Raw genomic sequence first — 25,954 nt, forward strand, 5'->3', positions numbered from 1 at the left:
TCGCTCATAAACGGACTTGTCCTTCGTAAACACGCATCGCCGGGCCGGTCATGATCACTGAATGGCCAGGGCCTGCCCATTCAATGGACAAACGGCCACCCGGCAAATCGAGGATCAGCGGTGAATCCATCCAGCCCTGGCTGATCGCCGCCACGGCGGCCGCACAAGCCCCGGTACCGCAGGCCTGGGTTTCCCCGGCGCCGCGTTCCCAGACCCGCAGTTGCCCGCGCTGGCGATCGATAACGTGCAGAAAACCGACATTGACCCGCGCCGGAAAGCGCGGGTGGTGTTCAATTTTGGGTCCCAGTTCATGCACCGGCGCCGCGTTGATATCGTCAACGCGCAGCACAGCATGGGGGTTGCCCATCGACACGGCGGCAATCTCGACGGTCTGCCCGTCAACATCCAGTTCATAGCTCAACGCCTGGGCGTCAGCCACAAACGGGATATCTGCCGGGACCAGGCGCGGCGGGCCCATGTCGACGCTGATCTGCCCATCGCTGCGCACGTTCAGCTCGATAATGCCGCTTTTGGTTTCGACCTTGATCTGGCGCTTGGTGGTCAGGCGCTTGTCGAGCACAAAGCGCGCAAAGCAGCGCGCCCCGTTACCGCATTGCTCCACTTCGGAACCGTCGGAGTTGAAGATCCGGTAACGGAAATCCACCTCCGGGTTGCTTGGCGCTTCAACGATCAACAACTGATCAAAGCCGACACCCGTGTGCCTGTCACCCCATTGCTTGGCGTGCTTGGGCAGGATGTGCGCGTGCTGGCTGACCAGGTCGAGAACCATGAAATCATTGCCCAGGCCGTGCATTTTGGTAAAACGCAGCAACATGGTTTTACTCCGGCAGCAGGCTTTCGCCAGCAAACAACTCGGCAACGGTCTCGCGACGACGCACTTCGAACGCCTGATCGCCGTCCACCAGCACTTCGGCGGCGCGGCCACGGGTGTTGTAATTCGAGCTCATGACAAAACCATAGGCCCCGGCCGAATGCACGGCCAGCAGATCCCCTTCGGCCAACGCCAGCTGGCGGTCCTTGGCGAGGAAATCACCGGTTTCGCAGATCGGGCCGACGATGTCATAGGCGCGCGCTTCGCTGTCACGCGGGCGCACTGCGGTCACGTCCATCCAGGCCTGATACAGGGCCGGGCGGATCAGGTCGTTCATCGCCGCATCGACGATGGCGAAATCCTTGTGCTCGGTGTGCTTGAGGTACTCGACCTGGGTCAGCAACACGCCGGCATTGGCCACGATATAACGGCCCGGCTCGAACACCAGTGCCAGGTCACGCCCGTCGAGACGTTCGCGCACGGCCTTGATGTAATCACCGGCCAGTGGCGGTTCTTCATCGCGATAACGCACGCCCAGGCCGCCACCCAGATCGATGTGGCGCAGGTAGATACCGCAATCGCCCAAGCGGTCGATCAGCGCCAGCAGGCGGTCGAGAGCGTCGATGAACGGTTCGAGGGTGGTCAGTTGCGAGCCGATATGGCAATCGACACCGACCACTTCCAGATTGGGCAACTGCGCGGCGCGGATGTACACATCCTCGGCGTCAGCGATGGCAATGCCGAACTTGTTTTCTTTCAGACCGGTGGAGATGTACGGGTGCGTGCCGGCATCGACGTCCGGGTTGACGCGCAGCGAAATCGGCGCGCGAACGCCCATTTCGGCGGCCACGACCTGCAGGCGTTCCAGCTCTTCGGTGGACTCGACGTTAAAGCAGTGCACGCCGACTTCCAGGGCGCGACGCATGTCGTCACGGGTCTTGCCGACACCGGAGAACACGATCTTGTCAGCCTGGCCACCAGCGGCCAGCACACGTTCCAGCTCGCCACGGGACACGATGTCGAAACCGGCGCCAAGACGGGCCAGGACATTGAGCACGCCCAGGTTGGAATTGGCCTTGACCGCGAAGCACACCAGATGCGGCATGCCGCTCAGGGCATTGGCGTAAGCATTGTATTGCGCCTCGATGTGCGCCCGGGAGTAAACGTACGTCGGTGTACCGAAACGTTCGGCAATGGCCGTCAGCGCAACACCTTCGGCGAACAGCTCACCGTTGCGGTAATTAAAAGCGTCCATGGTGTTCCCTTATTGGTGCTTGTGCGATTGCGTTTGCGACGACTTCGCTTGGTCTTCAGGGGATTTGCTGTCATCGGGCAGATACAGCGGTCCTTTTTGACCACAGGCAGAAACAAGGCAGGCGACCGCGACGAGCGCAGCAATAGAAGAGATCAGGCGCTTCATGGCGAAATCCTTTGAAAAGCATTAATTGCGCCCGAGTATACCGAGCACCCACCAGCTTGCCTATGCAGCAGAGCGGCCGAGCGTAACCTGCTGTGTGGATGATCAGTGGTAGCTGGCAGATGGCTGTTATGGGGTTTGCAATCGGCCTGGAGCGCCCGTATCTTGCGAGCTCCGAGCATGACTAGATACTACGAGGTTCCACCATGAGTTTGACTGAAGCCCGTTTTCACGATCTGGTCGATGCCACCCAGGAAAATCTGGAAGACATCTTCGACGACTGCGATCTGGATGTAGATGTGGAAAACTCCGCCGGCATCCTGACTATCAAGTTCGAGAATGGCAAAGCCCTGATCTTCAGCCGTCAGGCGCCCGTGCTGCAGCTCTGGCTGGCGGCTCCAAGCGGTGGTTTTCACTTCGACTACGATGAAAAACGCAGTTCGTGGAAGTGCGATAAAACCGACGAACTGCTTAGCGAAATGGTTCAGCGCCTGACCCTGGAACTGGCAGGCGCCGAGCTGGAATTTGAAGAGATCTGACAGTGACCGCTTCTGCTAAACCTGCAAAACCGCTCTACAGCAACGTCAGCCCGGCAGTGCCGTCCCCTTGCATCAGCACCTGCCGGCTGGATGAGCACAAAGTCTGCCTGGGCTGTTTTCGCCACGTTGAGGATATTCGCGAGTGGCGCTCGGCAGACGACCAGCGGCGCCGGGTCATTTGTGAACAGGCCCGGCAACGCCAGGGCTGAGGAGTGAATGTGGGAGCGGGCTTGCTCGCGATACAGGCGGCGCGGTGTATCTGGCAAACCACGCTGATACCATCGCGAGCAAGCCCGCTCCCACAAAACCCCCACCCTGCTTGTGTATTTATTTTGCTGTGGTAGTGTCCGGGTTCGCCTCGCACTAACGAGGTTCGTCAAAACCCCGCCATATTCCGGCGGGGTTTTGCTTTTTCGTGCAGAAAAAAGGAGTCTGCCAGGTCATGAGCACACCAACCCCACTCATCCTCACCCGCCTGGACGTACAGCGTCTGGAGCAATTGATCGACAGCTTGCCAGAAACGACTCCTGGCATTGAGGCACTGCAAGCCGAGCTCGATCGCGCCGAAACCATCGTCGGCCACGAAGAAGTGCCTGCAGGCGTTGTGACCATGAATTCCCGTGTGCACTGCCGCGAAGAAAGCAGTGGCAAGGACTACCGCCTGACGCTGGTCTATCCAAAAGACGCCAACGCCGACGAAGGCAAGATTTCGATTCTGGCGCCTGTGGGCAGCGCACTGCTGGGTCTGCAAGTCGGCCAGCACATCAACTGGCCCGCGCCGGGTGGCAAGACCCTCAAGCTGGAACTGCTTGAAGTGGAATACCAGCCAAAAGCTGCCAGCGATTTCAGCGCCTAAGACCTTCCAGATCAGTCATGTCACTGCGCAGGCACTTGCCCGTCACGGGCAAACTGGCGCAAGGACCGGTAGCTGGCGCTCAGCTCCCGGGCCAGGGCCCGACGCTCATGACTGACCTGCTGCGCCTGCCACTGCGAGCGATGGTCGAGCAGGGCCAGATGCTGCTCATCCCAGCCCCATTCGCGGGTCAGGCGCTTGAGTAAGCGCCGCTGCCACTGCGTGCCTGCCTCGCCATTGCTTAACGCATGGTCAACCTTCAGGTACAGGCTGCGGCGTACCAGTTCCAGCCGCTGCGCCTCGCCGCGCCCTTCAAGGTAGCGCTCAATGCGTCGGTAAACCACGACGTAGGGGTCCAGCTCATCCAGGTCAAGTTGATTGGCATACACCCTTTGCTTGAAGTCCAGGCTCAGGCAGTTCACCTGCGGGTGCTCGCTGGCGTACACCTCAATCAGCAACAACTTGAGCAGCGACTTGTGCGGCGACTCAATGCCCTTGAACAGTTGCCACAGCCCGGCGCCTACGAATTCGCCGGGGGCGATATGGGCCAGATGGCCAAGATCGATGGTTTCGTCGCCGCCGATCAGCCCCGCGTCCAATAAACCGCGGGTGAATTCGGCGTACCGCGCTTCCTCCTGCACCGGCACCCACCACCACATCGGCGTGCGCCCGGCGAGCCAGATGGCGGTGCGGTAAAACTCATCGAGCAACAATCTTTGCCGTGGTTCGCTGCCTTCGTCGTTGCGCAATTGGGCGTCGATCAGAAACAGGTGCGCCTCACTGCCCTGACTCGTCGCCCACGCTTCCAGGCGGCGGCATTTTTTGCGCAGCGCCGATACGGCGGCATCGCTCAAGTCCGGCGCCAGGCAAATCCATACGTCCATATCGCTTTGCGCGGTCTGGGCCAATGTGCCGAGGCTGCCCATCAAAAACAGCCCGTGGATCGGTTGCGACGGGCAAACGCTGACCGTGCTGCAAGAAAAGTCTTGAACCAGCTGGCGGGCAGCGGCAAGGGTGGCGGCATCCGGCGTATAGCCCGACACCCCGGCGGGGGTGCAGTCCGATACATAACCGGGCAACAGCGGGTGATTGACATGAAACAGCAGCGCCAACAGGCTCAGCAGCGTTTGCTGGCGTGGCGCCAGGCCTTCCCGGGCGCGGGCCAGGCGGCCCTGATTGACGCGTAAAAAGCGCCCACGCAACTGCTGGAGAACCTGTCGCCCGGTTCCCTCGTTCAGTACGGGTGCAGAGAAGTGTGCCCGCGGAATCATGAATCGTGCAGATCCCGAGGGCGTGGCGTGGCGTCAGGCAACTTCTTTGGATTCAACGAGAATCGACAATAGCACTTGAACAGCTTCGGCAGCATCACGGCCCAGGCTTGTCAGGTAGCCACCATCCGGTTGGTCAATCAGCTTTTTATCAAACAGGCGCTGCGCCGCCGCGATTTTTTCTGGCGCGGCATGTTGATGAATCTTCAGGCCCTCAAGGGTACTTTCCAAGTCAAACAGTGCAAGGACTTCCAGTTCGGCAACCAACTCAGGGGTAAACGACATAAAGACTCCAGACTATGCAGGAAAAGACGACAGCCGCTCTAAGGTGATCCCACTTGTGCTGACTGTCCAGCAACACTTCCCACCTTTGTAAAACAGCCTGTCGATATAAGGCAGTTGGAGTGTAGTCAGTACCCGGTCAAACGCAGGGCTAATGCGCAATAACTTGTGGGAGCAACTGCCTTTTAAACCTGTGGGAGCGGGCTTGCTCGCGATGGCACCGGCTCGGTCTGCCTGATACACCGCATCAATCTAATCGCGAGCAAGCCCGCTCCCACAAGGGCGTAAATGGCCCGAATCAATCATTTGTTTTTTCAGTTATATAAACATTCTTAAATAGTCTTTTTAAGAATATCCGCACCTCACTACTATTGCCCCTACGCCAGCAACCCTGTCGGCACCCCATTTTTTCAGGAGCAGCACCATGAGCGCATCTCTGCGTAGCGTTGACGGTCAGGACGAAGCAACCATCCTGCGGGAAATCCAGAGCGCGCTGCGAGACCTGCGCTTTGGTGCTGTGGAAATCACTGTGCATAACGCGCAAGTGGTGCAGATCGAGCGCAAAGAGAAATTCCGTTTGCAAAACCCGAGTCAAAAAAACGCTTGAACCGTTCAAGCGCATTCACCTGAGTGCGCTCAATAAAAATTAAAAAATGCTTTGGAGCCTCACCTATGTCCCTACGCCGTTACGCTTTGGCCGCGCTGGCCAGTGCCATTTTTGCTGGCTCCGCAGTAGCCAAAGATTACGAGTTGTTGAACGTTTCCTACGATCCAACCCGCGAGCTGTACCAGGATTACAACACTGAATTCACCAGTTTCTGGAAAGCCAGCCACCCTGGCGACAACGTCAAAATCCAGCAATCCCACGGCGGTTCGGGCAAACAGGCCCGCGGTGTGGTCGATGGCCTGCGCGCTGATGTGGTAACCCTGGCCCTGGCCGGTGATATCGACGAAATCGCCAAGCTCAACAAGGGCTCGCTGCCGGAAAACTGGCAAACCCGCCTGCCGGACGCCAGCACCCCGTACACCTCGACCATCGTGTTCCTGGTGCGCAAGGGCAACCCCAAAGGCATCAAGGACTGGGGCGACCTGACCAAGGACGGCGTATCGGTGATTACCCCGAACCCCAAAACCAGCGGCGGCGCGCGCTGGAACTTCCTCGCGGCTTACGCCTATGGCCTGAAAGCCAACGGCGGCGACGAAGAAAAAGCCAAGGAATATGTAAAAACCCTGTTCAAACACGTGCCCGTACTGGACACCGGTGCACGCGGTTCGACCATTACCTTCGTCAACAACGGTCAGGGTGACGTGTTGCTGGCCTGGGAAAACGAAGCATTCCTGGCACTCAAGGAAGACGGCGGCACTGACAAGTTCGATATCGTCGTACCCTCCCTGTCGATTCTGGCTGAGCCGCCAGTGGCTGTAGTCGACAAGAACGCCGAGAAAAAGGGCAACACCGAAATCGCCAAAGCCTACCTTGAACACCTGTACAGCCCAGCCGGCCAGGAAATTGCTGCAAAAAATTTCTACCGCCCGCGTGACGCTGCAGTCGCTGCCAAGTACGCACAGCAGTTTCCGAAACTGGAGCTTGTGACTATCGACAAAGACTTCGGTGGCTGGAAAACTGCGCAGCCGAAATTTTTCAATGACGGTGGCGTGTTCGACCAGATCTACCAGGCGCAGTAACCTGTGGGGCGCGGCCTTTGGCCTCGCTGAAAGCTAGAACATAGAGCCCGCGACTGAGTTGCGGGCTTCGTGCGTTAACCAAGGACTCTTATGTCTCGTCGTATCTCCCCCGTCATACCCGGCTTCGGGCTGACACTGGGCTACACCTTGGTGTATCTCAGTCTGATTGTGCTGATCCCGTTGGCTGCGATGTTTGTGCATGCCGCTCAACTGACCTGGGACCAGTTTTGGGCCATCATCACCGCCCCCCGGGTGCTGGCAGCGCTGCAATTGAGTTTCGGCACCGCCTTTGTGGCAGCCATCATCAACGGTGTGATCGGCACCGTACTGGCCTGGGTCCTGGTGCGCTACACCTTCCCCGGGCGCAAGGTCATCGATGCCATGATCGACCTGCCGTTTGCCCTGCCGACCGCCGTGGCCGGTATCGCCCTGACCGCCTTGTACGCGCCCAACGGCTGGATCGGCCAGTTCGCCACCGACCTGGGTTTCAAGATTGCCTACACGCCGATGGGCATCACCCTGGCACTGACCTTCGTCACCCTGCCGTTTGTGGTGCGCACCGTGCAGCCGGTGCTGGCCGATATTCCGCGTGAAATCGAAGAAGCCGCCGCCTGCCTGGGCGCCAAGCCCCTGCAAGTGTTCCGCTACATCCTGGTGCCGGCCTTGCTGCCCGCCTGGTTGACCGGCTTTGCCCTGGCCTTCGCCCGCGGTGTCGGGGAATACGGCTCGGTGATCTTTATCGCCGGCAACATGCCGTTCAAAACCGAAATCCTGCCGCTGTTGATCATGGTCAAACTGGACCAGTACGACTACACCGGCGCCACGGCCATTGGCGTGATGATGCTGGTGGTTTCCTTCATTTTGCTGCTGATCATCAACTTGATTCAGCGGCGCATCGAAAAACCGTGAAGGAGGCCTGACCATGTCCAGTTCAACCCAAAGCGCCTCATCCGTGGCCAACGCCGCCCGCCGTGGCAGCCCGCTGTCGCGGCGTTTGCTGATCGGCTTCGGCTGGTTGTTCTTCACCCTGTTCCTGCTGCTGCCGCTGCTGATCGTGGTGTCCCAGGGGCTGAAAATGGGGGTCGGCACCTTCTTCGATGCCATCCTCGAACCTGACGCCCTGTCGGCCCTGAAGCTGACCATCATCGCGGTGGCGATCTCGGTGCCGCTCAACGTGGTGTTCGGTGTCAGCGCGGCCTGGTGCGTGAGCAAGTACAGCTTTCGCGGCAAGAGCATCCTGGTCACCCTGATCGACCTGCCGTTTTCGGTGTCGCCGGTGATCGCCGGTCTGGTCTACGTGCTGATGTTCGGCGCCCAGGGTTTCTTCGGCCCGTGGCTGCAGGATCACGACATCCAGATCGTCTTCGCGTTGCCGGGCATCGTGCTGGCCACCATCTTCGTTACCGTGCCTTTTGTGGCCCGTGAACTGATCCCGCTGATGCAAGAGCAGGGCACTCAGGAAGAAGAGGCTGCACGCCTGCTGGGCGCCAATGGCTGGCAGATGTTCTGGCACGTCACCGTACCCAATATCAAATGGGGTCTGATCTACGGCGTGGTGTTGTGCACTGCGCGGGCGATGGGTGAGTTCGGTGCGGTGTCGGTGGTTTCCGGGCACATTCGCGGGGTGACCAACACCCTGCCGCTGCACGTCGAGATCCTCTACAACGAATACAACCACGTTGCCGCCTTCGCTGTGGCCACCCTGTTGCTGATCCTGGCGCTCTTCATCCTGCTGCTCAAGCAGTGGAGCGAATCCCGTATTAACCGCCTGCGCGCCAGCGCCGCGGAGGAATAAACCATGTCGATCGAAGTCCGTAATGTCAGCAAGAACTTCAACGCTTTCAAGGCGCTGAACAGCATCAACCTGGATATCCACAGCGGCGAGCTGGTGGCCCTGCTCGGCCCGTCGGGCTGTGGCAAGACCACCTTGCTGCGCATCATTGCCGGCCTGGAAACCCCGGATGAAGGCAACATCGTGTTCCACGGTGAAGATGTCTCGGGGCACGACGTGCGTGATCGCAACGTCGGTTTTGTGTTCCAGCATTACGCCCTGTTCCGCCACATGACGGTGTTCGACAACGTGGCTTTCGGCTTGCGCATGAAGCCGAAAAAAGAACGTCCGAGCGAAACCCGCATTGCTGAAAAAGTCCACGAACTGCTGAACATGGTGCAGCTGGACTGGCTGTCGGATCGTTACCCCGAGCAGCTTTCGGGTGGTCAGCGTCAGCGTATCGCCCTGGCGCGTGCATTGGCGGTAGAACCCAAGGTACTGCTGCTGGACGAACCTTTCGGCGCCCTGGATGCCAAGGTGCGTAAAGAACTGCGCCGCTGGTTGGCGCGCCTGCACGAAGACATCAACCTGACCTCCGTGTTCGTGACCCACGACCAGGAAGAAGCGATGGAAGTCGCCGACCGTATCGTGGTGATGAACAAGGGCGTGATCGAGCAGATCGGTTCACCGGGCGAAGTGTACGAAAACCCGGCCAGCGACTTTGTTTACCACTTCCTGGGCGATTCCAACCGCCTGCATATCGGCGAAGACCAGCATGTGCTGTTCCGTCCCCATGAAGTGTCGTTGTCCCGTCACGAGCTTGAAGACCACCATGCCGCCCAGGTACGCGACATTCGCCCGTTGGGTGCGACCACCCGGGTGACGTTGAAGGTTGAAGGGCAAAGCGAGCTGATCGAAGTGGAAGTGGTCAAGGACCATGACAGCCTGACCGATCTGGCGCGGGGCGAGACGTTGTTCTTCAAGCCGAAGGTGTGGCAGAAGGCGTAAACCCACCGCCCTTGTGGGAGCGGGCTTGCTCGCGATACAGCCGATGCGGTCTGTCTCCAAACCGCGTTGCTGCCATCGCGAGCAAGCCCGCTCCCACAGGGTTATTGCAGGTTTACGGTTTTTTAAGCTTCGGGTTGGGGAAAAACTGCACCGCCTGCACCTTGGGATCCGGTGCTTTTTTCAGCGCTGACGTATTAACCCGCGTACCCAATTCCTTGGGCACCGACAAACCCTGTTCATTCAATGTATCCGAATAACCGCAGGCCACGCATTCGCGGTGCGGCACTTCGTCTTCGTTCCACATCATCAACTTGTCAGGCTCGCTGCACGCCGGGCAGACAGCTCCGGCGATAAAGCGTTTTTTGGTCACGTTCACAGGTGCCTCACTCATGCTGCCGAGTCCTCGCTCAGGCCGCTGTGACGCAACAGGGCGTCAATCGATGGCTCACGACCACGGAAGTCCTTGAACAGCTCCATCGGGGCCTTCGAGCCACCACGGGCCAGGATCGCCTGGCGGAATGCCTTGCCGGTGTGCGGGTTGAACACGCCTTCTTCTTCAAAGCGCGAGAACGCATCGGCCGACAGCACTTCCGCCCACTTGTAGCTGTAGTAACCCGCCGCGTAACCGCCGGCGAAGATATGCGCAAAGCTGTTCGGGAAGCGGTTGTAGGCTGGCGGACGCATGACCGACACCTCGTCGCGGATGCCATCGAGCACCTGCGCCACGCTGCGACCGTCACCGTGGGTGGCGTGCAGCTCGAAGTCGAACAGCGAGAACTCCAACTGGCGAATCATCATCAGCCCGGACTGGAAGTTCTTGGCCGCGAGCATTTTATCCAGCAGGTCTTTTGGCAGAGCTTCGCCGGTTTCGTAGTGGCTGGAAATCAGCGCCAGGCCTTCAGGCTCCCAGCACCAGTTTTCCATGAACTGGCTCGGCAGCTCGACCGCATCCCAGGCCACGCCGTTGATGCCCGATACGCCCGCGTGTTCGATCTCGGTCAGCATATGGTGCAAGCCGTGGCCGAATTCGTGGAACAGGGTGGTCACTTCATCGTGGGTCAGCAGGGCAGGCTTGCCTGCCACCGCCGGTGTGAAGTTGCACACCAGGTTGGCCACCGGGCTTTGCAGGTTGCCGGCTGCCGTGCGGCGACGGTCGCGGGCGCCGTCCATCCACGCGCCGCCACGCTTGTTGGCGCGGGCGTAGAGGTCAAAAAAGAAACGCCCGATATGCTGGCCATTTTCCTTGATTTCGAACAGGCGAACATCCGGGTGCCAGGTGTCGAAGCCTTTGATTTCGGCGATTTCGATCCCGTACAGCTTTTGTACGATGGCAAACAAGCCGCCCAGTACCTTGTCGATCGGGAAGTAGGCGCGCAGTGCTTCTTGCGACACGCTGTAGCGCTGCTCACGCAGTTTCTCGCCAAAGAAGCCTGTATCCCAGCTTTTCAGTTCAGGGGTGCCTTGCTCGCTGGCGTAGGCTTGCAGCTGCTCCAGGTCACGGGCAGCGAACGGTTTGCTGCGCTTGGCCAGGTCGCGCAGGAAGGTCAGCACCTGATCCGGTGTCTCGGCCATTTTGGTGGCCAGGCTCAGTTCGGCGAAGCTGGCAAAACCCAGCAGTTTGGCCAGCTCCTGGCGCAGGTCGAGGATTTCTTCCATCACCGGGCCGTTGTCGAACTTGCCGGCATTCGGGCCCTGGTCCGAGGCGCGGGTGCAGTACGCGGCGTAGACTTCTTCGCGCAGGGCGCGGTCTTGCGCGTAGGTCATCACCGGGAAGTAGCTCGGGAACTCCAGGCTGATCAGCCAGCCGTCCAGGCCCTTGGCCTGTGCAGCGGCGGCCATTTGCGCCTTGGCCGAATCGGTCAGGCCCGCCAGCGCGGTTTCGTCGGTGATGTGCTTGGTCCAGGCCTGGGTGGCGTCCAGCAACTGGTTGGAGAACTTGCTGCCCAGCTCGGACAGTTTGCTCTGGACTTCGGCATAACGCTTTTGCTCAGCCTCTGGCAGGTCGATACCCGACAGACGGAAGTCACGCAGCGAGTGCTCGAGAATGGTTTTTTGCGCCTGGTCGAAATCAGCGACCTGCGGACTGTGGGCCAGGGCTTCAAAGGCCTGGAACAGTTCGCGGTTCTGGCCCATCTCGGTGGAGTAGGCGCTCAAGGCCGGCAGGCAGGCCTCGTAGGCTTCACGCAGTTCTGCACTGTTGCACACCGCGTTGAGGTGGCTGACCGGGCTCCAGGCTGCGCCCAGGCGGTCGTTCAGTTCATCCATTGCCAACACCAGGCCGGCCCATGTCGGGTTCTGGCCCTGGTCCTTGAGGATGGCTTGAATGCCGGCGCGGTTGTCGGCGAGGATCTGCTCGATGGCCGGCTGTACGTGCTCAGGACGGATCGCCGAGAACGGCGGCAGGTCGTAGGGCTGCAAAAGAGGGTTGTTCTCGCTCACGTTTGGCACCTTGGCTGGAAGAAACATTGAGCCATCTTAATTACAATCGACGCTGACCGCAGCATTGCAACGCCCTATTACGGCTAAAGAAGGAAGCTATTTGTGTCCATTCGTCCATTCCAGCAGCACACACCGACCCTGGGCGAGCGCGCCTTCGTGGACCGCTCGGCGGTGGTGATCGGTGATGTCGAGATCGGCGCCGACAGTTCCATCTGGCCGTTGACCGTGATTCGCGGCGATATGCACCGCATCCGCATCGGTGCGCGCACCAGCGTGCAGGACGGTTGCGTACTGCACATCACCCACGCCGGGCCCTTTAACCCTGATGGCTTCCCGCTGCTGATCGGCGATGACGTGACCATCGCCCACAAAGTCATGCTGCACGGCTGTAATGTGGGCAGCCGCATTTTGATCGGCATGGGAAGCATCGTGATGGACGGCGCCGTGATCGAAGACGACGTGATCGTCGGCGCGGGCAGCCTGGTGCCGCCGGGCAAACGCCTGGCCAGCGGCTTCCTGTATGTGGGCAGCCCGGTTAAACAGGTGCGCGAGCTGACCGAAAAAGAGAAAGCCTTCTTTACCTACAGCGCCGGCAACTACGTAAAACTCAAGGATCAGCACCTGGCCGAAGGCTACGACCAGCCCGTTTAAGCCCCCTTTTTTGGAGCCCTGCATGCATTACCAGAACGTATTGTTCGACCTCGATGGCACCCTGACCGACCCACGGGAAGGGATCACCCGCTCGATCCAGTTCGGCCTGAGCAAGATGGGCATTGATGAGCCTGATCTGAGCAAGCTTGAGCACTTTATCGGCCCGCCGCTGCTGCAGCAGTTTATGGCCAGCTATGGCTTCGACGAAGCCAGGGCGTGGGAGGCGATGGGCTATTACCGCGAGCGTTTTGCCGTGACCGGTCTTTATGAAAACGAAGTGTTCGAAGGCGTCACACCGCTGCTCGAAGAGCTGGTGGCCCAGGGGCGCCAACTGTTTATCGCAACCTCAAAGCCGCATATCTACGCCCGGGAAATTGCCCGCCACTTTGATTTTGCCCGCCATTTCAAGGTGATCTACGGCAGCGAGCTGGACGGTACCCGAACCAACAAGGTTGAGCTGATTGCCCATCTGGTCAACGAACAAGGGCTGGACCCGGCGCAAACCCTGATGATCGGTGACCGCAAGCACGACCTGATCGGTGCGCGTGACAACGGCATGGATGCTGCGGCAGTGGGTTATGGTTTTGGCAGCTTTGAAGAACTGAATTCATTCGCGCCCAAATACCACTTCGAAACCCTGGCGCAGTTGCATCAGGCGTTCAAACGCTGACCTGCGTTTGTGGGAGCGGGCTTGCCCGCGATGGCCGCGACGCGGTGAATCTTTCACACCGCGGTGGCCCAATCGCGAGCAAGCCCGCTCCCACAAGGTGCTAACCGGCGCGCAGCGCCATCTCCCGGCGCAAGTCCTCGCGCCAGCCCAGCAAGAACCCCAGCTCCACCACCACGAACAGCGGCCCCACGATCAGCCCGGTCACGTCATCGATAAACGCCGGCTTGCGCCCCTCGTAGTAATGCCCCACAAACTGGAACACCCAGCCCACCACAAACAGCCCAATGCCCCAGGCCAGCCAGGCTATCGTGCTCAACCCCGCGAGGGTGTGCCCCAGCCATACACTCAACGCCAGCAGCACCGTCATCAACAACCCCAGGCGCAACTCCAGGCGCAAATAAAAAATCGCACTGGCCACCATCACCAGCATCGCCGGTGAAACACCCGCCCACTGCGGCCGCGACAAAAGCGTCGCCACGGCAATTACGATCAGCGGGATGCCCACGAAATGGGTGGCGATATTGTGAGGATCACGGTGATAAGCCGCATATTGGCTTAGATGGTCGACCAGGCTTTTCATGGTGCAGAACCCTCAAGGATTACTTTTTAGTTATAAACAAATAGCTTCTTATTCCTTAGCGAATCTAAAAACCGTCCCTATACTGACTCGGTAACACACATACCGCTGGAGGCGCACACCCATGGGCAACGATTCGATTCGCTATTTGATAGTGCCGGGCTGGCAAGGTTCGTCCGACGATCATTGGCAAACCCACTGGCAAAACAGCTTACCGAACAGTACTCGGGTGGAGCAGGCCGACTGGCTGACGCCACGCCGCGAGGACTGGATCGCCGCCCTGGCCGAAGCCATTGCTGCCGACAGCACACCCGTGATCCTGATCGCCCACAGCCTGGGTTGCATTACCGTAGCCCATTGGGCCGAGCGTGCGCCAGAAAGCCTGTTAAGCCAAGTACGCGGCGCGCTGCTGGTGGCCCCGGCAGACGTCGAGCGCCCGGCCTGTGCACCGGCGTTGCGCAACTTTGCGCCGATCCCGACCCGGCCGTTGCCTTTTCCAAGCCATATCGTCAGCTCGGATAACGACGGTGCGGTCAGCGCGCCACGGGCGATGGAATTTGCCCGTCAATGGGGCGCCGAGATCGGCATCATCAGCGGCGCGGGGCATATCAATGTGAAATCCGGACACCAGCGCTGGGAGCAAGGCTTCGCCTTTTTATACCGCCTGCAAACCCGCATCGAGCACGGCGCCCTGCGTCGCGCGTGAATTCCTGTAACGCCCGCGCCCACCCTCCGGCGGCGGGCGGGAGCCTGCCATGAGCCTGCATGAAACCTTCGGTCAGCCGCTGCTGACCTTTCCCGACGCGGAAAAAAGCCCGCTGAGCATTCGCGCCAAAGCACTGGTGTTTGTCGACCCCCGCTCGCGCCAATTACGCAACGATCTGGAATTGCTCGCGCCACGCGCCTTGCCCGTGCTGATTCGGGGTGAAACCGGCAGCGGCAAAGAGCTGCTGGCCCGGCATATCCACCGGGCCAGCGACCGCACCGGCCTTTTTGTATCAGTCAATTGCGGCGCCATCAGCCCCACTTATGCCGACGCCGAGTTGTTCGGCTATGCCGCCGGAGCCCACAGCAGTTCGGCCAGCAGTCGCGCCGGGTGGTTTGGCTCGGCCAATGGCGGCACCCTTTATCTGGACGAAATCGGCGACTTGCCGTGGGCGATCCAGACCAAGCTGCTGGCCGCTCTGGAAACCCACGAAGTGACCCGCGTGGGCGCCCATCAACCGAGCCCGGTGGACGTGCGCCTGGTGGCGGCCACCAGCATCGATCTGGCGCAGGCCGTGAGTGCAGGCAAATTCCATGAGCGCTTGTATCACTACCTCAGCGAAGGGCGGCTGGACTTGCCCGCGCTGCGCGAAAGGCCCGGGGATATCCTGTCGTTGGCCGAATACTTTTTAGGCATTTACAGCCAGCGCCTGAACCTGCCCGTGCCCTTTATCAGCGACGCTGCACAGCGGGTACTTGAGCGCCACAGCTGGCCGGGCAACACCCGGGAGCTGGAGAACGTGATCCACTTTGCATTACTGGTCAGCACCGGCGAAGAGATCCAACCCGAGCACTTGAACCTGCCTGACGCCCTGAGCCAGATCGAGTTGTTTATAAAAGGCGCCACGGCGCAGGAGTTGGTGGCGATCAGGCAGTTGCTGCCTTGACCCTGTGGGAGCGGGCTTGCCCGCGATGGCAGCAACGCGGTGTATCTGTCACACCAAGGCGTTCCTATCGCGGGCAAGCCCGCTCCCACAAAAACTCAAGTGAACAAAATGGCATAAGAAGCTGAATAAATATTATTGTTCGGGAATAAAGAATCTCGGTATTGTCCGTTTCGTCTTCCAGGAAAACCGTCATCCGAACGGTCACACACATAAGGGTATCGCATGAAAAAGGTTCTGTTGTTTACCGCATTGGCGGCTGCTTTGACTGCAGGCCTGGCCCAGGCTGGCGAAAAACTGGTGGTTGCCGCAACGCCGGTGCCTCACGCTGAAATCCTTGAGCTGATCAAACCAACCCTCGCCAAAGAAGGCGTGGATCTGGAAATCAAGGTCTTCACCGATTATGTGCAACCCAACGTGCAAGTGGCCGAAAAACACCTGGACGCCAACTACTTCCAGACCCTGCCTTACCTGGAAAGCTTCAACAAAGGCAAAGGCACCAACCTGGTGACCGTGACCGGCGTACACGTTGAGCCTTTTGGCGGTTACTCGAAGAAAGTCAAAAACCTGTCCGAGCTTAAAGACGGCGCGACCATCGCCATCCCTAACGAAGGCAGCAACAGCGGCCGTGCCCTGATCCTGCTGCAAAAGGCTGGTCTGATCGAACTCAAGGACCCGACCAACGCTGTGTCCACGCCAAAAGACATCGCCAAGAACCCGCACAACTTCAAGTTCAAAGAACTTGAGTCCGCACTGCTGCCACGGGTGCTGGACCAGGTTGACCTGGACATGATCAACACCAACTACGCGCTGGAAGCTGGCCTGAACCCGGCCACTGACGCGCTGATCATCGAAGGGGCTGACTCGCCATACGTGAATTTCCTGGTAGCCCGTCCGGACAACAAGGACAGCGCGGCCATCCAGAAGCTGGCCAAGGCCCTGACCAGCCCTGAAGTGAAAGCCTTTATCGAGCAGAAATACAAAGGTGCGGTGCTGCCAGCGTTCTGATCACGCACCAGCCCACTGAAAACGTCGACGGCTTGCACAGCGTCGGCGTTTTTATTTGTCCGGCCAGTGCCAGGCGGGCTGATCCAGCATGCGTTGGCCAACCACTTGCGTCTGGCCGAGATTTTTTTCCAGCACGATGCAGTTGCACTCAGGGTCTTGCTGCAAGGCGGCGATCAGGCGTCGGGCGTGGGATACCACCCATACTTGTGAGTGCTGCGAAGTACTGATGATCAGCCGCGCCAGCGCGGGCAACAAGTCGGGGTGCAGGCTGGTTTCGGGTTCGTTGAGCACCATCATGCTCGGCGGGCGCGGGGTCAGCAAAGCCGCGACCAGCAGCAGATAGCGCAAGGTGCCGTCTGACAGCTCGGCGGCAGATAACGGGCGCAGCAGGCCCTCCTGATAAAACTCGATATAAAAATGCCCGCCGGGCACACATTCAATTGCCAGCCGCGCGCCAGGGAATGCATCGCTGATCGCGGCATGCAAGGCTTCGGGGTTGCCGACCTCAAGGATTGTTTGCAACGCAGCGGCCAGGTCACTGCCGTCGTGATGCAGCACCGGCGTGCGTGTACCCAGTTGCGGTTGGCGCGCAGGCGCCTGGGGGTCGGTGCGAAAGTGATCGTAAAAGCGCCAGCCACGGATCGACTCGCGCAGTTGCAACACCTCAGGCGAAGCCTGCAAGCTGCCAACCTGATCGAACAGGCTGTCGTACAGCGGCGTGTGCTGTGCCAGCACCTGCCAGTTGCGCCCGTCACGCGCGCGGATCATGGGGCCGTTGCGCTCGACCAGCTCGCTGGCCGGCCGATAAAAAGGCCCCGCCCAGATGCTTTCGTGCTTGATCTGCGGGTCGAGGTTGAACTGCGTGCGGCCGGGTATCGGCAAGCCCAGGGCGATGGCGTAGCTGAAGTCTTCCCCGGCAAAGCCAAGACGCAGGCGCCGGGTTTCCTGGCGCACGCTGGCATGCACATCGACTTCACCCGATTTCATGCGTCGGGAGATCACCTCAGGTCCCGCCCAGAAAGTCGAACTCAGCCCGCCTTCACGCGCCAATGCATTCACCACGCCGCCCTGGGCGGTTTCGGCCAGTAACCGCAGCGCACGGTAAAGGTTGGATTTGCCACTACCATTGGGGCCAGTGATCAGGTTCAGCCTGGCCAAAGGCACTACCAAGTGATTGATAGAGCGGTAGTTGGCCACGGCCAGGGTGGTGAGCATGGGTGACCTCGTTGCTGGGTGGGGGACCGTAGCAGCTGCCGAAGGAACGAGGCTGCGTTCGATTGCGCAGCGATCGCAAATACTTAATCCCGAATTGTCCTGATACACCGCAGTGTACGGTTTTGCGACGGCTGCGTCGGAGTACCGCACCGCGCCAACGCAGCCTCGTTCCTTCGGCAGCTGCTACAAATGATTTTCGGCTGCGGCAATAGAGTCCCACAGACACTGAACCCTGTTCTACGCTGTCAGTCGTATCCGCATGTTAAACAGCATCACGCAAAGGAGCTTGCATGGCTGGTCCACTGAACACGGGCATTTTGGGCTTGAGCCTGTTGGCGCTTCTCACCGCGTGCGGCAAGGAGGGTCCCAAAGAGCCTCTGTCCCCCCGTGTGTATGTACAACAGGTGAGCACCCGCGAATTCGCCCCGCCCATCCAGCTCAGCGGTGATATCCAGGCCCGGGTCGAAACCCAGTTGTCATTCCGGGTGGGCGGCAAGATTATCGAGCGCACGGTCGATGTGGGTGACCACATCCAGGCCAACCAGGTGCTCGCGCGTCTCGACCCCAAAGACCTGAAGATCCAGGTTGAGACCGCCCAGGCCAGCGTCAACGCGCAACAGGCCCAAGTGGTGCAAACCCGCGCGGCGTTTGTGCGCCAGCAAAAGCTGCTGCCAAAAGGCTACACCAGCCAAAGTGAATACGACGCCGCCAACGCCGCGCAACTGAGCGCACAGAGCGCCCTGGCGGCGGCACAGGCGCAACTGGCCAACGCCCGTGACCAGCTGAGCTACAGCAACCTGAAAGCCGAGGCACCCGGGGTAATTACCGCGCGCCAGGCCGAAGTGGGCCAGGTGGTGCAGGCCACCATGCCGATTTTTACCCTGGCCCGCGATGGTGCCCGCGATGCCGTGTTTAACGTGTATGAGTCGTTGTTTATCGAGCCGCCCAAAGACCCCACGGTACAGGTCACGCTGCTGAGCGATCCGACGATCAAGGTCAACGGCCAGATCCGTGAAATCACACCGACCGTTGCGGCGCAAAGCGGCACATTGCAGATCAAGGTGCAGCTCGACGCCTTGCCCAAGGGCATGGACCTGGGCTCGATTGTCAGCGTTAACCTGACCCCGCCGCCAAGCCGCAGCATAGAGCTGCCGTGGTCGGCGTTGACCAAGGACATCAGCGAGCCCGCCGTATGGATCGCCGACGAACAAAGCAATGTGCGCCTGCAGCGGGTCAAGGTCGGGCGCTACCTGACCGGCAGCGTGATCGTCAGCGAAGGTCTCAAGGATGGAGAAAAAGTCGTGGTCGCAGGCGGGCAGTTGTTACACCCCGGCATGAAGGTTGAAATCGCCACGGCCCCGGCCGAGGGGGTGCAGCTATGAGGCGCTTATGGTTGATACCGCTGGCTGCCGCCATGCTGATTGCCTGCTCTGAACCCCAGCCGCCCGAGCCGGTGCGCCCGGCTCTGTATGTGGTGGCCAAGCCCGAGCTGGCACAAGATCTGGGCCGTTTTGCCGGCAATATCGAAGCGCGCTACGAAAGCACCCTGGGCTTTCGGGTTCCGGGGCGCATTGTGCGGCGTTATTACGATGTGGGCGCGGTGGTGAAACAGGGCGACATACTGGCCAACCTCGACCCCACCGACCAGCAAAACCAGCTGCGTGCGGCCCAGGGCGACCTGGCCAAGGTGCAGGCGCAATTGATCAACGCCAGAGCCAACGCCCGCCGCCAGCAAGAGCTGTTCGACCGTGGCGTGGGCGCCCAGGCCCAGCTCGACACCGCGCAAGCCGACCTCAAGACCACGCTGGCTTCGATGCAACAGGCGCAGGCTGCGGTCAATCAGGCTCAGGACCAACTCAGCTACTGCAACCTGCGCGCCGACCATGATGCCGTGATTACCCAATGGCATGCCGAGGCCGGGCAAGTGGTGAGCATTGGCCAGGAAGTCGTCACCCTGGCCCGTCCCGAGATCAAAGAGGCGGTCATCGACCTGCCGGGCCCGCTGGCCGAGGCGCTGCCCAAGGGCATCGAGTTCCTTGTCGCCGGCCAGCTCGACCCGAATATCAACACCCATGCCCATGTGCGCGAAATCGCCCCGCAAGCCGACAGTGCCACCCGTACCCGGCGCACCCGCCTGACGCTGGACCAGACCCCGGCAGCATTTCGCCTTGGCAGTTCGGTGAGCGTGACCGTCAGCAGCCCGACGGCCGAGCACTTCCAGCTGCCGCTCACCGCCCTGCAGGAAGTCGACGGCCACAGCCGCGTATGGATCATTGACAGGGCCACCCAAACCGTCAGCCCGCGTGACGTCAGCGTACTGCGCCGCGACGCCCGCAACGTGCTGTTGTCGGGTGGCATCAAAACCGGCGACAAGGTCGTCAGTGCAGGTGTGTACAGCCTCACCCCCGGGCAGAAAGTCAGACTCGATAAGGAAAGCTCGCAATGAATGGGAAGTTCAACCTGTCCGAGTGGGCTCTGAAGCATCAGTCATTTGTCTGGTATTTGATGTTTGTCGCGGTGGTCGCCGGGATTTTTTCGTACATCAATCTCGGACGCGCTGAAGACCCGTCCTTCGCCATCAAGACCATGGTCATCCAGTCCAAATGGCCCGGTGCTACGGTCGACGAGACTCGTCTGCAAATCACCGACCGCATCGAGAAAAAGCTCGAAGAGCTGGACTCCCTCGACTATGTACAAAGCTACACCCGCCCCGGTGAGTCCACGGTGTTTGTGTTCCTCAAGGACACCACCAAGGCCGATGCCATCCCCCATATCTGGTATGAGGTGCGCAAAAAGATCGGCGACATTCGCGGCGACTTCCCCCAGGGCATTCAAGGCCCGGGGTTTGACGATGAGTTCGGCGATGTCTACGGCACCATCTTCGCCTTCACCGGCGACGGCTTCACCATGCGTCAGCTGCGCGACTATGTAGAGCAAGTGCGTACCGGCATTCGCGATGTACCCAATCGCGGCAAGGTGATGACCATCGGCGAGCAGGACGAAACGTTCTACCTGGACTTCTCGACCCGCAAACTGGCGGCCCTTGGCCTTGACCAGCAGCACATCCTTGAAAGCCTGCAGGAACAGAACGCCGTGACCCCCGCCGGGGTGATCGAGGCCGGGCCGGAGCGCATGTCGGTGCGCACCTCGGGGCAGTTCCACAGCGTTGAAGACCTGGCTGCGGTGAACCTGCGGGTCAACGATCGCTTTTATCGCCTGGCCGATATCGCTGAAATCACCCGCGGTTATGTGGATCCGGCAGCGCCCATGTTCCATTACAACGGCAAGCCGGCCATTGGCCTTGCCGTCGCCATGATCGATGGCGGCAATATTCAGGAGTTTGGCAAAGAGCTGCAGCAACGCATCGACGACCTGACCGCGCAGTTGCCGGTGGGTGTTGGCGTGCACATGGTGTCCAATCAGGCACAGGTGGTGGAGGTGGCCGTCAGCGGCTTTACCAGTGCGCTGTTTGAGGCCGTGGTGATCGTACTGGCGGTGAGCTTTATCAGCCTGGGCCTGCGTGCCGGGCTGGTGGTGGCGATCTCGATTCCGCTGGTGCTGGCGCTGGTGTTCGTGTTTATGGAGTTCACCGGCATCGCCATGCAGCGTGTGTCGCTGGGTGCGCTGATCATCGCCCTGGGCCTGCTGGTGGACGATGCGATGATCACGGTGGAGATGATGATCACGCGGCTCGAACTGGGGGAAACCAAGGAACAGGCGGCCACCTTTGCCTATCACTCCACGGCGTTCCCGATGCTCACCGGTACGCTGGTGACCGTGGCAGGGTTTGTGCCCATCGGCCTGAACAACAGCTCGGCGGGGGAGTACACCTTTACCCTGTTTGCGGTGATTGCCGTGGCCATGCTGGTGTCGTGGGTGGTGGCGGTGCTGTTCGCGCCGGTGCTGGGCGTGCATATCCTCAGCGCCAAGGTCAAACCCAAGCCCGAGAAACCCGGGCGTCTGGCCCAGGCCTTCGACACGGCGCTGCTGTGGTGCATGCGTTATCGCTGGACGACCATTGGCGCGACAGTGCTGATGTTTGTGCTGGCGGTATTTGGCATGGGGCTGGTGCAGAACCAGTTTTTCCCGGCCTCCGACCGCCCCGAGATTTTGGTGGACCTGAACCTGCCGCAAAACGCCTCGATCCAGGAGACGCTCAAGGTCACCCAGCGTTTTGAAGAATCGCTCAAGGGCGATGACGATATCGTGCGCTGGAGCTCGTACATCGGTGAAGGCGCGATCCGTTTCTACCTGCCGCTCGATCAGCAACTGCAAAACCCCTTCTACGCCCAGCTGGTGATTGTCAGCAAAGGCCTGGAAAGCCGCGACGCCCTGATCGAACGGCTGAACAAACGCCTGCGCGAGGACTTTGTGGGCGTCGGCAGTTTTGTGCATACCCTGGAACTGGGGCCGCCAGTGGGCCAGCCGCTGCAATACCGGGTCAGCGGGCCGAACATCGATCTGGTGCGCAAGTACTCGATCGACCTGGCCTCCGTGCTCGATGCCAACCCCAACGTCGGCGAAACCATCTTTAACTGGAACGAACCCGGCAAGGTGCTGCGCATCGATATCGCCCAGGACAAGGCCCGCCAGTTCGGCTTGTCGTCAGAGGACGTGGCCCATGTGATGAACAGCATCGTCAGCGGTGCCGCCGTCAGCCAGGTCAAGGACAATATCTACCTGATCAATATCGTCGGGCGGGCCAACAACACCGAGCGGGGTACCCCGGAAACCCTGCTCAACCTGCAAATCACCACCCCCAGCGGCACCTCGATCCCGCTACTGGCCTTTGCCACGGTGCGCTACGAGCTGGAGCAGCCGCTGGTCTGGAGCCGTGACCGGATTCCCACGTTGACGCTCAAGGCCTCGGTACGCGGCTCGATGCAACCGACTGATCTGGTCAAGGTGCTCAAGCCCGACGTCGACAAGTTCGCCGCCAACCTGCCAGAAGGCTACAACGTGCAAACCGGCGGCACGGTAGAGCAAAGCGCCAAGGCCCAGGGCCCGATTGCCAAGGTGGTGCCATTGATGCTGTTCCTGATGGCCACCTTCCTGATGATCCAGCTGCAAAGCGTGCACAAGATGTTCCTGGTGGTGAGTGTCGCGCCATTGGGGCTGATTGGCGTGGTGCTGGCACTGGTGCCTACCGGCACGCCGATGGGCTTTGTGGCGATCCTGGGGATTCTGGCGCTGGTGGGCATCATTGTGCGTAACTCGGTGATCCTGGTGACCCAGATCGACCAGTACGAACGCGACGGCTTTGATCCGTGGCATGCCGTGATGCAAGCCACCCAGCATCGTCGTCGGCCGATTCTGCTGACCGCAGCCGCCGCCAGCCTGGGCATGATCCCGATTGCCCGGGACGTGTTCTGGGGGCCGATGGCCTACGCCATGATTGGCGGCATTCTATCGGCCACTTTGCTCACGCTGTTGTTCCTGCCTGCGCTGTATGTGGCTTCGTATAAGATCAAGGAGAACAAGAACCCACCGCCAGAACATGCGTAAACCTGTGGGAGCAGGGTGATTGTTGTGAATTTACGAATGCCGGTATCAAGAAACCGATCTTTATCTGCCTGAAAGCACATGTGAACCTAGCCCCACGCCTGAACCAATACGGAGTGTTGTCATGAGTTCTTCACAACCCAGAGTCGCCATCATTACCGGCGCCTCGCGCGGCATCGGTGCCGTTATTGCCAAACAGCTGGCCGGGGAAGGTTTTGCCGTGGTCATCAACTACGCCAGCAGCGCCGGCGAAGCTACCCAGCTGGTCGCGCAGCTGCGCGAAGACGGCCATGAAGCGATTGCCGTGCAGGCAGACGTGAGCAGCGCTGACGACGTAAAGCGCCTGTTCGATGAAGCCGAGGCGCAACTGGGCAAGGTCGATGTGCTGATCAACAACGCGGGCGTGCTCAAAGTACTGCCGCTGGCCCAGCACAGCGACGAGCTGTACGAGCAGACCTTCAACATCAACACCAAAGGCACGTTCAACACCCTGCGCGAAGCGGCCACGCGGTTGAACGGCGGCGGGCGCATCGTCAATTTTTCAAGCAGTACGGTGGGCATGAACCTGCCGGGCTATGCGGTGTATATCGCCAGCAAGGCGGCGGTGGAGTCATTGACCCAAGTGTTTGCCAAGGAACTGCGCGGGCGGCAGATCACGGTCAACGCCGTGGCGCCGGGACCGGTGGCGACGGAGCTGTTTTTGCACGGCAAGACTGAGGAACAGATCCAGACCTTTTCCAAGATGCCGCCACTGGAGCGACTGGGCCAGCCACAAGACATCGCCAACGTCATCTCGTTTCTGGTGAGCCCGGCAGCGGACTGGGTCAACGGGCAGGTTTTGCGGGCCAATGGCGGGTTGGTGTAAGCAAAGCAAAAGCAAAAAGCAGAAGCGCCCTCACCCCAACCCTCTCCCGGAGGGAGAGGGGGCTGATTTGTGGCGCTACGCACATGTGCTTTAGCTTTTAGTCCCCTCTCCCTCCGGGAGAGGGCTAGGGCTAGGGCTCTTGGCTCTTGCCTTGGGCTTTTAGCGCTGTGCCTGGCCCTGCTGCATCACCCACTGCACCACTTGTGGCATCAGCACATCACTGGCCTGGCCAAAGCCTGCGACCACGCCTGGCACCATCGGGTTACTCAGCGGCTGGCGCGCCTCAAAGCGTTTGGAAGCAATCACCCGCTGATCGCTGCTGCGCACCAGTCGTGCGTTGTACTGGATCAGCACTTCAGGATTTTTGCCGTTGTAGTGCGTCTGGAACGCCAGCAACTCGCCACCCAGCTCGTAATCGGACTGCAAGTTGCTGTCATCGGTGCTCAAGCCCTGGATCCGCCCGTCCTGCAAGAACGCCTCAAGCAGACGGTTGCGCAGCAGCACAGGCGCCGTATCGCTCCAGCGGGCGCCCTTGTAATTGCTGATCAGGTTGCCCTCGGGCACCACCACGATGTTCTGGCTGTTCAGCGCGCCGGTGGTCATCGGTTTTTCCAGGCGCAACGACCACTTCACGGGCGCACCCTGGCTGGCGGCCACGGGCGCTTGCGCAGCCGGCAGCCGATACACGTCGACTATCTCGGGTTTGGGCAGGATCGAGCAGGCGCTGAGCAGGCTCAGGCCGGCCGCAAGGACAATGGTGCCGGCCAGGCGATAGGTGCGCTTCATGGGGTGAATTCCTTGTTCTGCTCGCGGCCCAGCAAGTAACCGCTTGGGTTGGATTCCAGGCGCCGCGAGATCGAGCGCAGTGTGCCAAGGGTTTCGCGCAGTTCGTTGACCGCAGGGCCGAGTTGATTCAGCCCCTGCAGGCCGCTGTTGAGCGAGTCCTCATTGTTGTTGATCAGCTTGTTGATCGTCGCGGTGCTCTGCTGCAGCGAATTCATGGCCTGTTCGGCACTGTTGAACATCTGCTTGCCTTCGGTGCTCAACAGGCCGTTGGCATTGCGCATCAGCACGTTGGTTTGCTCAAGCGTGACGCTGGCCTGCTTGCCAACCTGGGCCAGTTGTTTCAACGTCTGGCTGATATCGCCACGCTGACCGGCAATGGCCGTAGTGGTTTGCTCAAGGTTGTCCAGGGTCTTGCTGACACGATTGACGTTGTCTTCGGAGAACAACGCATTGGCGTTATGCAGCAGCATATTGACGTTGGCCATCACGTCGCTGCCATCGGTGAGCAGGCGGGCAATGGGCGAGGGCGAAGCCACGATTTCCGGCAACTTGCCGTCCTTGCCCTTGAGGGGCGGGCTGTTGGGGTCGCCGCCACTGAGCTGGATGATCGAAGTCCCGGTAACGCCTGTCAGCGCCAGCTTGGCCTTGGTATCGACCTTGACCGGGGTGTTGGCCGCCAGACGAATGCGCGCCAGTACCCGGCGCGGGTCCTTGTCGTCCAGGCGCAGTTCGATCACGTCGCCGACCTTGATGCCGTTGTATTGCACCGAGCTGCCTTTGGACAGGCCGCTGACTGCTTCGTTGAACACCACTTCGTAATCCTTGAACGTGCTGTCCATGCTCGCCTTGGCCAGCCACAGGCCGAACAGCATGGCCCCGACGACAACCAGGACGCTGAACAGGCCGATCAATACATGATGGGCACGGGTTTCCATG

General features: G+C 60.3%; 27 protein-coding genes and 1 pseudogene. 17 read left to right on the forward strand and 11 right to left on the reverse strand.

From position 1 onward, the window contains the following. Positions 1-4: 4 nt before the first annotated feature. The 3 genes from dapF to AB3G35_RS03990 are packed head-to-tail and all read right to left on the reverse strand — an operon-like array spanning position 5 to position 2,252. Positions 5-835 carry a diaminopimelate epimerase gene (dapF, locus tag AB3G35_RS03980; RefSeq protein ID WP_016782659.1) on the reverse strand — a complete coding sequence of 277 codons (831 nt, stop codon included), beginning with the start codon at positions 833-835 and terminating at the stop codon, positions 5-7. Between the two features lie 4 nt (positions 836-839). Beyond that, positions 840-2,087, reverse strand: a complete 1,248-nt coding sequence (gene lysA / locus AB3G35_RS03985) for a diaminopimelate decarboxylase (RefSeq protein ID WP_016782658.1) — start codon at positions 2,085-2,087, stop codon at positions 840-842. A 9-nt stretch (positions 2,088-2,096) separates the two neighbouring features. Next, the gene (locus tag AB3G35_RS03990; protein ID WP_016782657.1) at positions 2,097-2,252 is read right to left on the reverse strand and encodes a lipoprotein; all 156 of its coding nucleotides are present in this window, start codon (positions 2,250-2,252) and stop codon (positions 2,097-2,099) included. Between the two features lie 203 nt (positions 2,253-2,455). Between AB3G35_RS03990 and cyaY the strand changes: the two genes are divergently transcribed. From cyaY to rnk, 3 genes are all read left to right on the forward strand, one after another. Next, positions 2,456-2,788, forward strand: a complete 333-nt coding sequence (cyaY, locus tag AB3G35_RS03995; RefSeq protein WP_016782656.1) for an iron donor protein CyaY — start codon at positions 2,456-2,458, stop codon at positions 2,786-2,788. After that, positions 2,785-2,997, forward strand: a complete 213-nt coding sequence (locus AB3G35_RS04000; RefSeq protein ID WP_169845772.1) for a DUF1289 domain-containing protein — start codon at positions 2,785-2,787, stop codon at positions 2,995-2,997. The genes cyaY and AB3G35_RS04000 overlap by 4 nt, the downstream gene beginning before the upstream one ends. 233 nt (positions 2,998-3,230) lie before the next feature. Beyond that, entirely contained in the window at positions 3,231-3,644 is a 414-nt protein-coding gene (gene rnk, locus AB3G35_RS04005; RefSeq protein WP_019828269.1) for a nucleoside diphosphate kinase regulator, read from the forward strand. A gap of 35 nt (positions 3,645-3,679) precedes the next feature. Here rnk and AB3G35_RS04010 read toward each other — a convergent pair. Together AB3G35_RS04010 and AB3G35_RS04015 are read right to left on the reverse strand one after the other, a co-directional pair. Next, a pseudogene (locus tag AB3G35_RS04010) lies at positions 3,680-4,909 on the reverse strand (class I adenylate cyclase); the annotation flags it as partial. Between the two features lie 36 nt (positions 4,910-4,945). Further along, entirely contained in the window at positions 4,946-5,194 is a 249-nt protein-coding gene (locus tag AB3G35_RS04015; RefSeq protein ID WP_016782653.1) for a TIGR02647 family protein, read from the reverse strand. A 421-nt stretch (positions 5,195-5,615) separates the two neighbouring features. Between AB3G35_RS04015 and oscA the strand changes: the two genes are divergently transcribed. The 5 genes from oscA to AB3G35_RS04040 all read left to right on the forward strand — a co-directional run bounded on the left by oscA (position 5,616) and on the right by AB3G35_RS04040 (position 9,656). Next, complete coding sequence (gene oscA / locus AB3G35_RS04020; RefSeq protein WP_016782652.1) at positions 5,616-5,798, forward strand: sulfur starvation response protein OscA; 183 nt, start codon at positions 5,616-5,618, stop codon at positions 5,796-5,798. 65 nt (positions 5,799-5,863) lie between these two features. Continuing rightward, a complete protein-coding gene (locus tag AB3G35_RS04025) occupies positions 5,864-6,877 on the forward strand; it encodes a sulfate ABC transporter substrate-binding protein (RefSeq protein ID WP_016782651.1) in 1,014 nt (337 codons plus the stop codon). A 90-nt stretch (positions 6,878-6,967) separates the two neighbouring features. Next, positions 6,968-7,786 (forward strand): sulfate ABC transporter permease subunit CysT, encoded by an 819-nt coding sequence (gene cysT, locus AB3G35_RS04030; RefSeq protein ID WP_083369721.1) that lies wholly within the window; start codon positions 6,968-6,970, stop codon positions 7,784-7,786. Between the two features lie 13 nt (positions 7,787-7,799). Continuing rightward, on the forward strand, positions 7,800-8,672 hold the full coding sequence (gene cysW, locus AB3G35_RS04035; protein ID WP_016782649.1) for a sulfate ABC transporter permease subunit CysW: 873 nt from the start codon (positions 7,800-7,802) through the stop codon (positions 8,670-8,672). Between the two features lie 3 nt (positions 8,673-8,675). Beyond that, on the forward strand, positions 8,676-9,656 hold the full coding sequence (locus AB3G35_RS04040) for a sulfate/molybdate ABC transporter ATP-binding protein (protein ID WP_016782648.1): 981 nt from the start codon (positions 8,676-8,678) through the stop codon (positions 9,654-9,656). 112 nt (positions 9,657-9,768) lie between these two features. On the opposite strand, the gene AB3G35_RS04045 is transcribed toward AB3G35_RS04040, so the two are convergent. Both AB3G35_RS04045 and prlC read right to left on the reverse strand, forming a co-directional pair. After that, entirely contained in the window at positions 9,769-10,047 is a 279-nt protein-coding gene (locus AB3G35_RS04045; RefSeq protein ID WP_016782647.1) for a YheV family putative zinc ribbon protein, read from the reverse strand. Further along, on the reverse strand, positions 10,044-12,095 hold the full coding sequence (prlC, locus tag AB3G35_RS04050) for an oligopeptidase A (protein ID WP_095039779.1): 2,052 nt from the start codon (positions 12,093-12,095) through the stop codon (positions 10,044-10,046). Before prlC ends, AB3G35_RS04045 begins: the two co-directional genes overlap by 4 nt. A gap of 102 nt (positions 12,096-12,197) precedes the next feature. Here prlC and AB3G35_RS04055 point away from each other — a divergent pair, with 102 nt between their 5' ends. After that, positions 12,198-12,746 carry a gamma carbonic anhydrase family protein gene (locus AB3G35_RS04055; RefSeq protein WP_016782645.1) on the forward strand — a complete coding sequence of 183 codons (549 nt, stop codon included), beginning with the start codon at positions 12,198-12,200 and terminating at the stop codon, positions 12,744-12,746. 22 nt (positions 12,747-12,768) lie between these two features. After that, positions 12,769-13,416: an HAD family hydrolase gene (locus AB3G35_RS04060; RefSeq protein ID WP_369782319.1), complete on the forward strand. Its 648-nt coding sequence runs from the start codon at positions 12,769-12,771 to the stop codon at positions 13,414-13,416. A gap of 100 nt (positions 13,417-13,516) precedes the next feature. Here the strand turns inward: AB3G35_RS04060 and AB3G35_RS04065 are convergent, their stop codons facing one another. Then, the gene (locus AB3G35_RS04065) at positions 13,517-13,996 is read right to left on the reverse strand and encodes a DUF962 domain-containing protein (protein WP_016782643.1); all 480 of its coding nucleotides are present in this window, start codon (positions 13,994-13,996) and stop codon (positions 13,517-13,519) included. 121 nt (positions 13,997-14,117) lie between these two features. On the opposite strand from AB3G35_RS04065, the gene AB3G35_RS04070 reads away from it, so the two are divergent. The 3 genes from AB3G35_RS04070 to AB3G35_RS04080 all read left to right on the forward strand — a co-directional run bounded on the left by AB3G35_RS04070 (position 14,118) and on the right by AB3G35_RS04080 (position 16,650). Continuing rightward, positions 14,118-14,699 carry an alpha/beta hydrolase gene (locus AB3G35_RS04070; protein ID WP_016782642.1) on the forward strand — a complete coding sequence of 194 codons (582 nt, stop codon included), beginning with the start codon at positions 14,118-14,120 and terminating at the stop codon, positions 14,697-14,699. A 49-nt stretch (positions 14,700-14,748) separates the two neighbouring features. Then, positions 14,749-15,645: a sigma 54-interacting transcriptional regulator gene (locus tag AB3G35_RS04075; protein ID WP_134050267.1), complete on the forward strand. Its 897-nt coding sequence runs from the start codon at positions 14,749-14,751 to the stop codon at positions 15,643-15,645. 222 nt (positions 15,646-15,867) lie between these two features. Further along, the gene (locus tag AB3G35_RS04080; protein WP_016782640.1) at positions 15,868-16,650 is read left to right on the forward strand and encodes a MetQ/NlpA family ABC transporter substrate-binding protein; all 783 of its coding nucleotides are present in this window, start codon (positions 15,868-15,870) and stop codon (positions 16,648-16,650) included. Positions 16,651-16,701: 51 nt separating this feature from the next. Here the strand turns inward: AB3G35_RS04080 and AB3G35_RS04085 are convergent, their stop codons facing one another. Next, positions 16,702-17,865 carry an AAA family ATPase gene (locus AB3G35_RS04085; protein WP_369782320.1) on the reverse strand — a complete coding sequence of 388 codons (1,164 nt, stop codon included), beginning with the start codon at positions 17,863-17,865 and terminating at the stop codon, positions 16,702-16,704. A gap of 290 nt (positions 17,866-18,155) precedes the next feature. On the opposite strand from AB3G35_RS04085, the gene AB3G35_RS04090 reads away from it, so the two are divergent. From AB3G35_RS04090 to AB3G35_RS04105, 4 genes are all read left to right on the forward strand, one after another. Next, a complete protein-coding gene (locus AB3G35_RS04090; protein WP_016782638.1) occupies positions 18,156-19,247 on the forward strand; it encodes an efflux RND transporter periplasmic adaptor subunit in 1,092 nt (363 codons plus the stop codon). Continuing rightward, on the forward strand, positions 19,244-20,311 hold the full coding sequence (locus AB3G35_RS04095) for an efflux RND transporter periplasmic adaptor subunit (RefSeq protein WP_369782321.1): 1,068 nt from the start codon (positions 19,244-19,246) through the stop codon (positions 20,309-20,311). Before AB3G35_RS04090 ends, AB3G35_RS04095 begins: the two co-directional genes overlap by 4 nt. After that, the gene (locus AB3G35_RS04100; RefSeq protein ID WP_088378710.1) at positions 20,308-23,370 is read left to right on the forward strand and encodes an efflux RND transporter permease subunit; all 3,063 of its coding nucleotides are present in this window, start codon (positions 20,308-20,310) and stop codon (positions 23,368-23,370) included. The genes AB3G35_RS04095 and AB3G35_RS04100 overlap by 4 nt, the downstream gene beginning before the upstream one ends. 121 nt (positions 23,371-23,491) lie before the next feature. Continuing rightward, positions 23,492-24,232, forward strand: a complete 741-nt coding sequence (locus AB3G35_RS04105; RefSeq protein WP_106115647.1) for an SDR family oxidoreductase — start codon at positions 23,492-23,494, stop codon at positions 24,230-24,232. A 159-nt stretch (positions 24,233-24,391) separates the two neighbouring features. Here AB3G35_RS04105 and AB3G35_RS04110 read toward each other — a convergent pair whose 3' ends face one another. Further along, positions 24,392-25,018 carry an ABC-type transport auxiliary lipoprotein family protein gene (locus AB3G35_RS04110; protein ID WP_095039742.1) on the reverse strand — a complete coding sequence of 209 codons (627 nt, stop codon included), beginning with the start codon at positions 25,016-25,018 and terminating at the stop codon, positions 24,392-24,394. Then, on the reverse strand, positions 25,015-25,953 hold the full coding sequence (locus tag AB3G35_RS04115; protein ID WP_016782633.1) for an MlaD family protein: 939 nt from the start codon (positions 25,951-25,953) through the stop codon (positions 25,015-25,017). Before AB3G35_RS04115 ends, AB3G35_RS04110 begins: the two co-directional genes overlap by 4 nt. Position 25,954 lies beyond the last annotated feature (1 nt).

Origin of the sequence: Pseudomonas sp. WC2401 (assembly GCF_041200115.1) — a bacterium.
Taxonomy (GTDB): domain Bacteria; phylum Pseudomonadota; class Gammaproteobacteria; order Pseudomonadales; family Pseudomonadaceae; genus Aquipseudomonas; species Aquipseudomonas fragi.

Bases quoted from the DNA above. Each gene is read 5' to 3' on its own strand.
- dapF (WP_016782659.1), bottom strand. From the start codon at position 835: ATGTTGCTGCGTTTTACCAAAATGCACGGCCTGGGCAATGATTTCATG.
- lysA (WP_016782658.1), bottom strand. From the start codon at position 2,087: ATGGACGCTTTTAATTACCGCAACGGTGAGCTGTTCGCCGAAGGTGTT.
- AB3G35_RS03990 (WP_016782657.1), bottom strand. From the start codon at position 2,252: ATGAAGCGCCTGATCTCTTCTATTGCTGCGCTCGTCGCGGTCGCCTGC.
- cyaY (WP_016782656.1), top strand. From the start codon at position 2,456: ATGAGTTTGACTGAAGCCCGTTTTCACGATCTGGTCGATGCCACCCAG.
- rnk (WP_019828269.1), top strand. From the start codon at position 3,231: ATGAGCACACCAACCCCACTCATCCTCACCCGCCTGGACGTACAGCGT.
- AB3G35_RS04015 (WP_016782653.1), bottom strand. From the start codon at position 5,194: ATGTCGTTTACCCCTGAGTTGGTTGCCGAACTGGAAGTCCTTGCACTG.
- oscA (WP_016782652.1), top strand. From the start codon at position 5,616: ATGAGCGCATCTCTGCGTAGCGTTGACGGTCAGGACGAAGCAACCATC.
- AB3G35_RS04025 (WP_016782651.1), top strand. From the start codon at position 5,864: ATGTCCCTACGCCGTTACGCTTTGGCCGCGCTGGCCAGTGCCATTTTT.
- cysT (WP_083369721.1), top strand. From the start codon at position 6,968: ATGTCTCGTCGTATCTCCCCCGTCATACCCGGCTTCGGGCTGACACTG.
- cysW (WP_016782649.1), top strand. From the start codon at position 7,800: ATGTCCAGTTCAACCCAAAGCGCCTCATCCGTGGCCAACGCCGCCCGC.
- AB3G35_RS04040 (WP_016782648.1), top strand. From the start codon at position 8,676: ATGTCGATCGAAGTCCGTAATGTCAGCAAGAACTTCAACGCTTTCAAG.
- AB3G35_RS04045 (WP_016782647.1), bottom strand. From the start codon at position 10,047: ATGAGTGAGGCACCTGTGAACGTGACCAAAAAACGCTTTATCGCCGGA.
- AB3G35_RS04060 (WP_369782319.1), top strand. From the start codon at position 12,769: ATGCATTACCAGAACGTATTGTTCGACCTCGATGGCACCCTGACCGAC.
- AB3G35_RS04065 (WP_016782643.1), bottom strand. From the start codon at position 13,996: ATGAAAAGCCTGGTCGACCATCTAAGCCAATATGCGGCTTATCACCGT.
- AB3G35_RS04070 (WP_016782642.1), top strand. From the start codon at position 14,118: ATGGGCAACGATTCGATTCGCTATTTGATAGTGCCGGGCTGGCAAGGT.
- AB3G35_RS04075 (WP_134050267.1), top strand. From the start codon at position 14,749: ATGAGCCTGCATGAAACCTTCGGTCAGCCGCTGCTGACCTTTCCCGAC.
- AB3G35_RS04080 (WP_016782640.1), top strand. From the start codon at position 15,868: ATGAAAAAGGTTCTGTTGTTTACCGCATTGGCGGCTGCTTTGACTGCA.
- AB3G35_RS04085 (WP_369782320.1), bottom strand. From the start codon at position 17,865: ATGCTCACCACCCTGGCCGTGGCCAACTACCGCTCTATCAATCACTTG.
- AB3G35_RS04090 (WP_016782638.1), top strand. From the start codon at position 18,156: ATGGCTGGTCCACTGAACACGGGCATTTTGGGCTTGAGCCTGTTGGCG.
- AB3G35_RS04095 (WP_369782321.1), top strand. From the start codon at position 19,244: ATGAGGCGCTTATGGTTGATACCGCTGGCTGCCGCCATGCTGATTGCC.
- AB3G35_RS04100 (WP_088378710.1), top strand. From the start codon at position 20,308: ATGAATGGGAAGTTCAACCTGTCCGAGTGGGCTCTGAAGCATCAGTCA.
- AB3G35_RS04105 (WP_106115647.1), top strand. From the start codon at position 23,492: ATGAGTTCTTCACAACCCAGAGTCGCCATCATTACCGGCGCCTCGCGC.
- AB3G35_RS04110 (WP_095039742.1), bottom strand. From the start codon at position 25,018: ATGAAGCGCACCTATCGCCTGGCCGGCACCATTGTCCTTGCGGCCGGC.
- AB3G35_RS04115 (WP_016782633.1), bottom strand. From the start codon at position 25,953: ATGGAAACCCGTGCCCATCATGTATTGATCGGCCTGTTCAGCGTCCTG.